Source organism: Bacillota bacterium, assembly GCA_012839765.1.
Classification (GTDB): domain Bacteria; phylum Bacillota; class Limnochordia; order DUMW01; family DUMW01; genus DUMW01.
Window position 1 is genome coordinate 22,458 of sequence record DUMW01000049.1, and the last position, 7,290, is coordinate 29,747.

A 7,290-nucleotide genomic window follows, 5' to 3' on the forward strand; every position below is an offset into this window, starting at 1 on the left:
GGCTGAAGAGCAGCGTATCCTGTGGTGGATTGGGGATAATATTGCCCCTTCTTTGCGCATAGGATCGATTATGTAACCACGCTAGGTGGGTGATCCGGTGCGCGTTGGCAATGTTGAGCTGGTCTTCAATCCTGTCCTGTTTCCGGTGCTGGTGTTCCTTTGGTTGCTTGGCTTGCTTTGGCCAGGCCTTCTTTTTGTTTTCTCCCTTTTGCTCCATGAACTGGCCCATATCCTCATGGCGAGAATGTTGGGTCTTACGGTGGACGCGGTGGAGCTATTGCCTCTGGGATGCGTGGTGCGCCTGGTGGAGATGCTGGAAGCGGATCCGTCGGTGGAAGCCAGGGTGGCCGGGGTGGGACCTTTGGTGAGCCTGGGTCTGGGGGGTGTGTGCTTTTTAGCTTACCGGTCCTTTCCCACAGGCAATCTCGAGGCGCTGGCTTGGATTAACATGGCTGTGGGTACTTTGAACGTGCTACCGGCCCTGCCCTTGGACGGTGGACGCCTTCTGCGGGCTGTCCTTGTATATCGTTGGGGATTTCAACGGGGGATGGAGCGGGCTTGGCAGATCAGTGTGCTCGCCGGTTGGCTGGCCATTCTCGGGGGGGTGTTGGTGTGCCTATACCGTCCGGTGGGCCTTTGCCTGATCTCCCTAGGTGCTTTTATTCTGCTAAGCCTGCGTAGGGAACGCCGACGGAGCGGAATCGCGTTTATGGGTTACCTGTTGGCTCGGCGTCTGGGATTGTTGTGTGATGGGAAGGTCACCACCTGTCATTTGGTTTTCACCGCGGAGACCAGCCTGAAAGAAGTGGTTGCCAATTTGAACCATCGGGATTACCATGTGATCTGGGTGGTGGACGACCGCTGGCGGCTGTTGGGTATGGTGGACGAGGGCACCCTCCTGGAAGCGGCACTCTGGTGGGGAACGGGAGTGAAGATCGGGAGATTGTTGGCCGAACTTCCCGGAGAGGAACCAGGCTTCCCTAAAGATTCTTCCTTTTCCCAAAGATAAACCGGCCATGCCTCCATTGGGTAGTGCCGGTTTCAGGTCCAAGGGAAGAAGAGGGAATGTGACCCAGGATGGGTCGGACCCCTTGGGAGACGTTGTTGCGTCGGTCAAGGCCGGTTTTCGGCTATGAATTCTGGGAATGTGATATAATATATATTCAAGTGGTAGTGCTTAGTTCGAGATGGAGGGGTAATGTGCGAAAAGTTGTGGAGACAAAACTCCTTCCCTATGTGACTAAACCCGCAAGGTACATGGGTGGGGAGTATAATGCAGTACAGAAAACATGGCAGCCCGAGCAGGTGAAGGTGGTCCTAGCCTTTCCCGACGTGTACGAGATTGGGATGGCCCATTTGGGATTGCAGATCCTTTATTGGTTGATCAATGACCGGGAAGACGCCTTGTGTGAACGAACCTACATGCCCTGGACCGATATGTACCAGTTGATGGTGCAGGAGGGCGTTCCCCTATTTAGTCTGGAAAGTTTTCGTCCCATCAGGGACTTTGATGTTGTTGGCTTTACCCTCCAATACGAACTGAGCTACACTAACATCTTGCACATGCTTAAACTAAGCGGTATTCCCATCCGAAGCAAAGATCGGACGGATCTTGATCCTTTGGTGGTAGCTGGCGGTCCCTGTGCCTTCAATCCGGAGCCGGTGGCCGAATTCTTCGATGTGATCGTCGTCGGTGACGGGGAGGAGGCTGTGCTGGATCTTTTGGACTTGGTGCGGCGAGCGAAGGCCGAAGGCTGGAGCCGGGAACAGACCCTGATCGAGGCTGCGAAGATCCCGGGGTTTTATGTGCCGTCCTTCTATGAGCCCGTTTATGATGCCACCGGCCGGATCAAAAGCCTCAACAAGCACCCGGAGCATGGGGCCGCGCGGGTTCAAAAACGGGTGGTGGCGGATTTAGATCAGGCCTACTTTCCTACCAAGGCCCTCGTGCCCTGGGTGGAGCCGGTCCATGACCGGGTGATGATCGAAGTGATGCGGGGCTGTGGTCGGGGATGCCGGTTCTGTCAGGCGGGCTTTGTGTATCGGCCGCCCCGGGAGCGGGATCCATGTCTCCTCCAGGAACAGGCCTTGGCTTTGGTCCGTAACAGTGGCTACGAAGAAGTGGCCCTCACTTCGTTAAGCAGTGGCGACTATAGCGAGATCGCCTCCTTGGTGCAGTCGTTGATAACAAACCTGGGGGAAGACCGGGTTTCCCTTTCCCTGCCTTCCCTGCGGGTGGACTCCTTCTCCGTGGGACTGGCCAGTGAGATTCAGAAGGTGCGCAAATCCGGCCTCACCTTTGCGATGGAGGCGGGGACCGAACGTTTGCGCAAGGTGATCAACAAACAGGTGACCGAGGAAGATCTGTTAGCTGCAGTGGATGCGGCCTTTAGTGCTGGCTGGTTCTCGGTGAAACTATATTTTATGTTGGGCTTACCCACCGAGACCGAAACCGATCTGGCTGGTATTGTGGATATCGTGCAGAAGCTGCGGCAATTGGGCCGGGAACGGTTGGGTTCCCGGGTGGGAAAACTGCGTATTTCTGTCAGTGTGGCCACCTTTGTGCCCAAACCCCATACTCCGTTTCAGTTCTGTGCCCAGGATCCGCCGGAGGTAGTCCGCAAGAAGCAGGATTATCTACGGAGGCACCTGCGGATGAAAGGGGTTAAATTCTCCTGTCACAATTTAGAGCAGAGTCTTATGGAGGCGGTCTTTGCCCGGGGGGATCGCAGACTGTCTCGGGTGTTGGAGCGGGCTGTGGAGCTGGGATGCGTATTTGACGGTTGGGATGAGCATTTCGACTATAAACTGTGGGCCCGGGCTTTCCAGGACTGTGGGTTGGACATGTCCTTCTACGCCCATCGCGTCCGGGATTTTGCGGAGATCAATCCTTGGGATCACATTGACAGCGGTGTGAGTAAGGAGTTTTTCATCAAAGAATACCAGACCGCCATCGAAGAGGCCCATAGCCCCGGTTGTCGGGAGCGCTGTCTGCTTTGCGGTGTATGTCAAGACTTGCCGGTCCGGATGCGACTGGTCCGCAAGTCGGCAAAAGAGTAAGGAATAGGATGGAACAAGATGGATTTGCGACTGAAATTTGCCGTCAAGGCCCCGGTCCGTCATATTTCCCATCTGGATTTGTTGCGGGCCCTGACTAGGGCCTTGCGCCGGGCGGAAATACCGGTGGCCTTCAGTGAAGGTTTCAATCCCCATATGCAGTTGTCCTTTGGTCCTCCCTTGAGTGTTGGCACTTGCAGTATGAGTGAATACGTTGACGTGCAGTTAACCGAGGCGATGGAGCCTGCCCAGTTAGTTCAGAGACTGAACGACAAGCTTCCCCAGGGCCTGCGAGTACTGGACGCGCAACAGAGGATTGGGAAGGGATCGCTAATGGCCTTGTTAAGTGTGGCTGATTACGCCTTCTGCTACCTGCCCGATGCTACCCCTGCCGAAGAAGAACGGCTCATCAACAAGGCACTGGCGCTGATGGAGAAGGAGCAACTGGTGATCACAAGGGAGAGAAAAGATAAGACGACCGAAGTGGACGTGCGTCCGGGGATGATTAGGCTGGAACGGATGTCGGAACCGGCCAGGAGGGAGTTACAATCCCTGATTGAAAGCCCCATCGATCTGGGAATAAGCTTTTGGGTGCGGGTAAGGATCGATCACCCCGCCAGTCCTCGTCCCAGGGAGATCGTGGAATTAATCGGGGCCAGGCCGGGGGATTTTCTGGTGTGCCGGACGGGGCTGTTTGGAGAAGAGAATGGCATGCTGTGGTGTCCTCTCACCGGTGTGAGCCTAGGCGAAGTAGAGGGAGTTGACCGAGTTGATCAAGGAAGTGATCGTCAATGTGGAAACTGGACAAACTAGGGCTGCCATTCGAGAAGATCAGGTCCTAGTGGAATTATATATTGAACGGGCTAATCACAAGCGTATTGCAGGCAACATTTACAAAGGTCGCGTAGAAAACGTATTGCCTGGCATGCAGGCGGCCTTTGTGGATATCGGGTTGGAACGGAACGCCTTCTTGTACGTTGATGATGCCGTGGACTACATTAATGCAGAGGGGGACGAGTATTTCACCACCCATGGGTCCAACGGGAAGACGATCAATGAGATCCTGCGGCCGAACCAGGAGATCGTGGTCCAGGTGACTAAGGAACCCGTAGGCACCAAGGGAGCCCGGGTGGTCACCCAATTGACCATTCCTGGTCGGTATCTAGTCTTGATGCCCACGGTGGATCATGTTGGGGTCTCCAGGAGAATTGACGATAATGCTGAACGGGAGCGGCTTCGAAAGATTGCCGCCCATCTGAAGCCTCAGGGGATCGGGTTGATTGTGCGAACCGCCGCCGCCGGCAAGAGCGAAGCGGAGCTCCAAGGGGACAGGGATTTCTTACTGAGGATTTGGAATAACATTCAGGCCGATGCCAAAAGGAAAAACCCGCCGGCCCTTCTATACCGAGATTATGATTTAATTTTCCGTCTGGTGCGGGATGTGTTCACTCAGGAAATCAGTCGGTTTATCGTCGATTCCAAAGAAGCCTATAGAAAGATTTTAGAACTTTTAGATTCCCTATCCCCTAACCTGAAAAACCGGGTCTTCTACTATGGGGAGAAAACCCCCATCTTTGAGGCCTTTGGTATTGAGTCGGAGATCAGCAAATTGGTGAAGCGCAAGGTGTGGTTGGATTGTGGAGGGTATATTATCATCGATGACACCGAGGCCTTGGTGAGCATCGATGTAAATACGGGCAAATTCACCGGTTCCACCAATTTGGCCGATACGGTGTTACAGACCAACCTGGAGGCCGCGACGGAAATTGCCCGACAACTGCGGCTTAGGAATATCGGTGGAATCGTGATTATCGACTTTATTGACATGGAAAGCAAGGCCGATGAGGAAAAGGTGCTCAAGCGGCTGGAACAGGAATTTGCCAAAGACAAGACCAAAGTCCACATCCTGGGGTTTACGAACCTGGGGCTGGTGGAGTTGACCCGTAAAAAGGTCTTCCAAGATCTTGGTGAAACCCTCTTTACCACGTGTCCCTACTGTGGGGGCGCGGGCCATGTCTTCTCGGAAACATCCATCGCCCTGCAGGTGGAACGGCAGATTCGCCATACCGCTTGGACCATGGAGGGCGAGGCCATCTTTGTACGGGTCCATCCCCAAGTGGCTTCCCTGTTGATCGGCAGTGGTGGTTCTAACCTGAAGCGGTTGGAGGAAGAGACGGGCAAGTATATTTACATCAAAGGTTCCGACGATTTCCGGGTGGATGATGTCCAGGTGACTGCCGCCAAGACCAGGGAGGAAGCGGAAAGAATGGCCCTGCCGGTGGCCGAGGGACAGATCATTGAAATTGAGGTGGAGGAGCCCCATATCAGTAATCCCAAAGACGGCATTGCTCGCATCGAAGGGTACGTGTTGGATATCCAGGGCGCCGGACAGCATGTGGGCCAGAAGCTAAAGGTACAGATTACCAAAGTTTTCCGTACCTATGCGCGGGGGAAAGTGGTAAGTGCATCGGTAGAGGCCTGACTCGCGAACCTTTATGGTGTCTGCCATGGCCAATCCCCTGCATGGTAGAGATTTGTTGTCTCGCCAGGCAGGGGTCTTTTATTGGTACGGAAAACCCTAATCCTCCAAGGTCGATATCCGGCTTGGTGGGGTGGTGCTGCTTGGAATCGGTGATAGAACCCAAAGTCCTGGGGAAGGATCTTCCGATGCTGATCTCGAGGATGCCGTCGGCTTTACAATGACGGAGGGTGAGAGAATAGTTGTAGATGGGAACCAGTTAAGGGAGTACGTTGGATCGTTTCAAAGGCTAACCGACGATTACTTCATCCCCACGGGGGAGGGCTGCCCAAACTCCCACCCTCTATCTACTACGTCTTCGAGGATACCGAAGGTCAAAGGATCCTCGATGTTGCCCTCTGGAACCAGGATGGGAGCGTTCGGGTTGATGGTTTCAGTGGCAAGAAGTCTTAGAGGTGATTGTGCAGTTCTTGCCAGAGACGGTGGTGATATAGTTGGGTACCGGAAAGGGAGTGTGTCTTCGCTTTGCTCCTTCTATGTTTTGGCAAAGAAGTCAACTTGCCAAGCATCCTGGAATCACTTCCCCAAGGGCCATGTCGTCCCAGAAAGGTTGCGATGAACCCCTGATACCCACGCCATCGCGGACGGCAGCGGCAATCCCAACGACGCGCTGTGTCAATGGTAGGCCTGAGTGCAGACAGTTCGTCATCTGCTAGGTGACGCTCTACATGCTCGCTCCCTTTTTTTCTCGCTGAGGCCATTGGTCACGGGAAGAACCAGGTCAGAAGTGGGGAAGACTACACTTACAGGTCAATCGGCATAAAAAGGGGCTCCAATCTTCCTTGCCGCCCCGCCCAGACAGATTATTGGGTGCTGGGACTTAGCCTGCTCGATTCTCCTGTTCGTTACTGCCAGCGTCATCCCGGAGCGACCTGGTGTTTGTGGCGATATCTACCAAGACGATGGCGACCTCGGAGAGATAGTAGAAGGTCACCAATGAGGCGAAAGCAAGTAATAGGCCGAGAAGCATTGTTAGAAGACCACCGATGAAGTCATTTGTTCCCAAGGAAATGCTGGATATGCCAAGAGGCCCTAGGATATTTCCACCTGCGATCCAGATGGATAGACCACCGGCAAGTCCGGAAAAGATGAACAGACAGGCGGATATTTCCCCAAGTAGCTTCAGGGTTACCGAAAAAAGCGGGGTGATGATGTAGTCTGTTGGCTGTAGTTCTTCCACCGTCCGGGCCCGAATCAGTAGAGTGTGTACCAGACAGTAAATCAGAACCACCATTAGGATCTGAAACATAATTCCGGCGGGGGCAATCCTGGAACCAGCTCGGTAATAATAGGCATAGAAGCGTTCCAACTCCGCAATAACCCGCCAGGTAAGAATCCAGAAAACCGCCCCGCCAATTGCTGTGATGAGAGCCGCGATTCTCAGAAGCATACTATATCCTCGTTGAAACATCCTTCCCGAACCAAGCATAGCTAAGACCCGTTTCATAAAGAAAATTCTCGACATACCTTTCCCCTCCGCCAATCCTTATCTATGCTACGCTAGGCCTTTACTCAATAATTCGTTTTATATAAGTCCTTGGTTATCAATACATTTTCTGACATTTAGTCAACCGGGATTTCGCAGGGTTACCCTTGAAAAATGGCGACAGATAAAGGAAAAGTGCCTTCCCATGGGGAATTCTTAACGGGGACAGCATCCCAAGGACACCCCGAAGGAGGCACCTTTCTGGTGA

At 53.7% G+C, this 7,290-nt stretch carries 5 protein-coding genes; 4 read left to right on the forward strand and 1 reads right to left on the reverse strand.

What is annotated here, in order from left to right:
* The first annotated feature begins 97 nt into the window (after positions 1 to 97).
* From GXX57_05135 to GXX57_05150, 4 genes are all read left to right on the forward strand, one after another.
* The gene (locus GXX57_05135; protein HHV44032.1) at positions 98 to 1,009 is read left to right on the forward strand and encodes a hypothetical protein; all 912 of its coding nucleotides are present in this window, start codon (positions 98 to 100) and stop codon (positions 1,007 to 1,009) included.
* A 68-nt stretch (positions 1,010 to 1,077) separates the two neighbouring features.
* The gene (locus GXX57_05140; GenBank protein ID HHV44033.1) at positions 1,078 to 3,060 is read left to right on the forward strand and encodes a TIGR03960 family B12-binding radical SAM protein; all 1,983 of its coding nucleotides are present in this window, start codon (positions 1,078 to 1,080) and stop codon (positions 3,058 to 3,060) included.
* Positions 3,061 to 3,078: 18 nt separating this feature from the next.
* Positions 3,079 to 3,870 carry a DUF2344 domain-containing protein gene (locus GXX57_05145; GenBank protein ID HHV44034.1) on the forward strand — a complete coding sequence of 264 codons (792 nt, stop codon included), beginning with the start codon at positions 3,079 to 3,081 and terminating at the stop codon, positions 3,868 to 3,870.
* Positions 3,827 to 5,539: an Rne/Rng family ribonuclease gene (locus tag GXX57_05150; protein HHV44035.1), complete on the forward strand. Its 1,713-nt coding sequence runs from the start codon at positions 3,827 to 3,829 to the stop codon at positions 5,537 to 5,539. Before GXX57_05145 ends, GXX57_05150 begins: the two co-directional genes overlap by 44 nt.
* An 877-nt stretch (positions 5,540 to 6,416) precedes the next feature.
* On the opposite strand, the gene GXX57_05155 is transcribed toward GXX57_05150, so the two are convergent.
* Positions 6,417 to 7,043, reverse strand: coding sequence for a hypothetical protein (locus tag GXX57_05155; protein ID HHV44036.1), 627 nt, complete (start codon positions 7,041 to 7,043; stop codon positions 6,417 to 6,419).
* Positions 7,044 to 7,290 lie beyond the last annotated feature (247 nt).

Excerpts from the sequence above, each read along its gene's own strand:
- GXX57_05140 (HHV44033.1), top strand. The coding sequence starts at position 1,078 with ATGGGTCGGACCCCTTGGGAGACGTTGTTGCGTCGGTCAAGGCCGGTT.
- GXX57_05145 (HHV44034.1), top strand. The coding sequence starts at position 3,079 with ATGGATTTGCGACTGAAATTTGCCGTCAAGGCCCCGGTCCGTCATATT.
- GXX57_05155 (HHV44036.1), bottom strand. The coding sequence starts at position 7,043 with ATGAAACGGGTCTTAGCTATGCTTGGTTCGGGAAGGATGTTTCAACGA.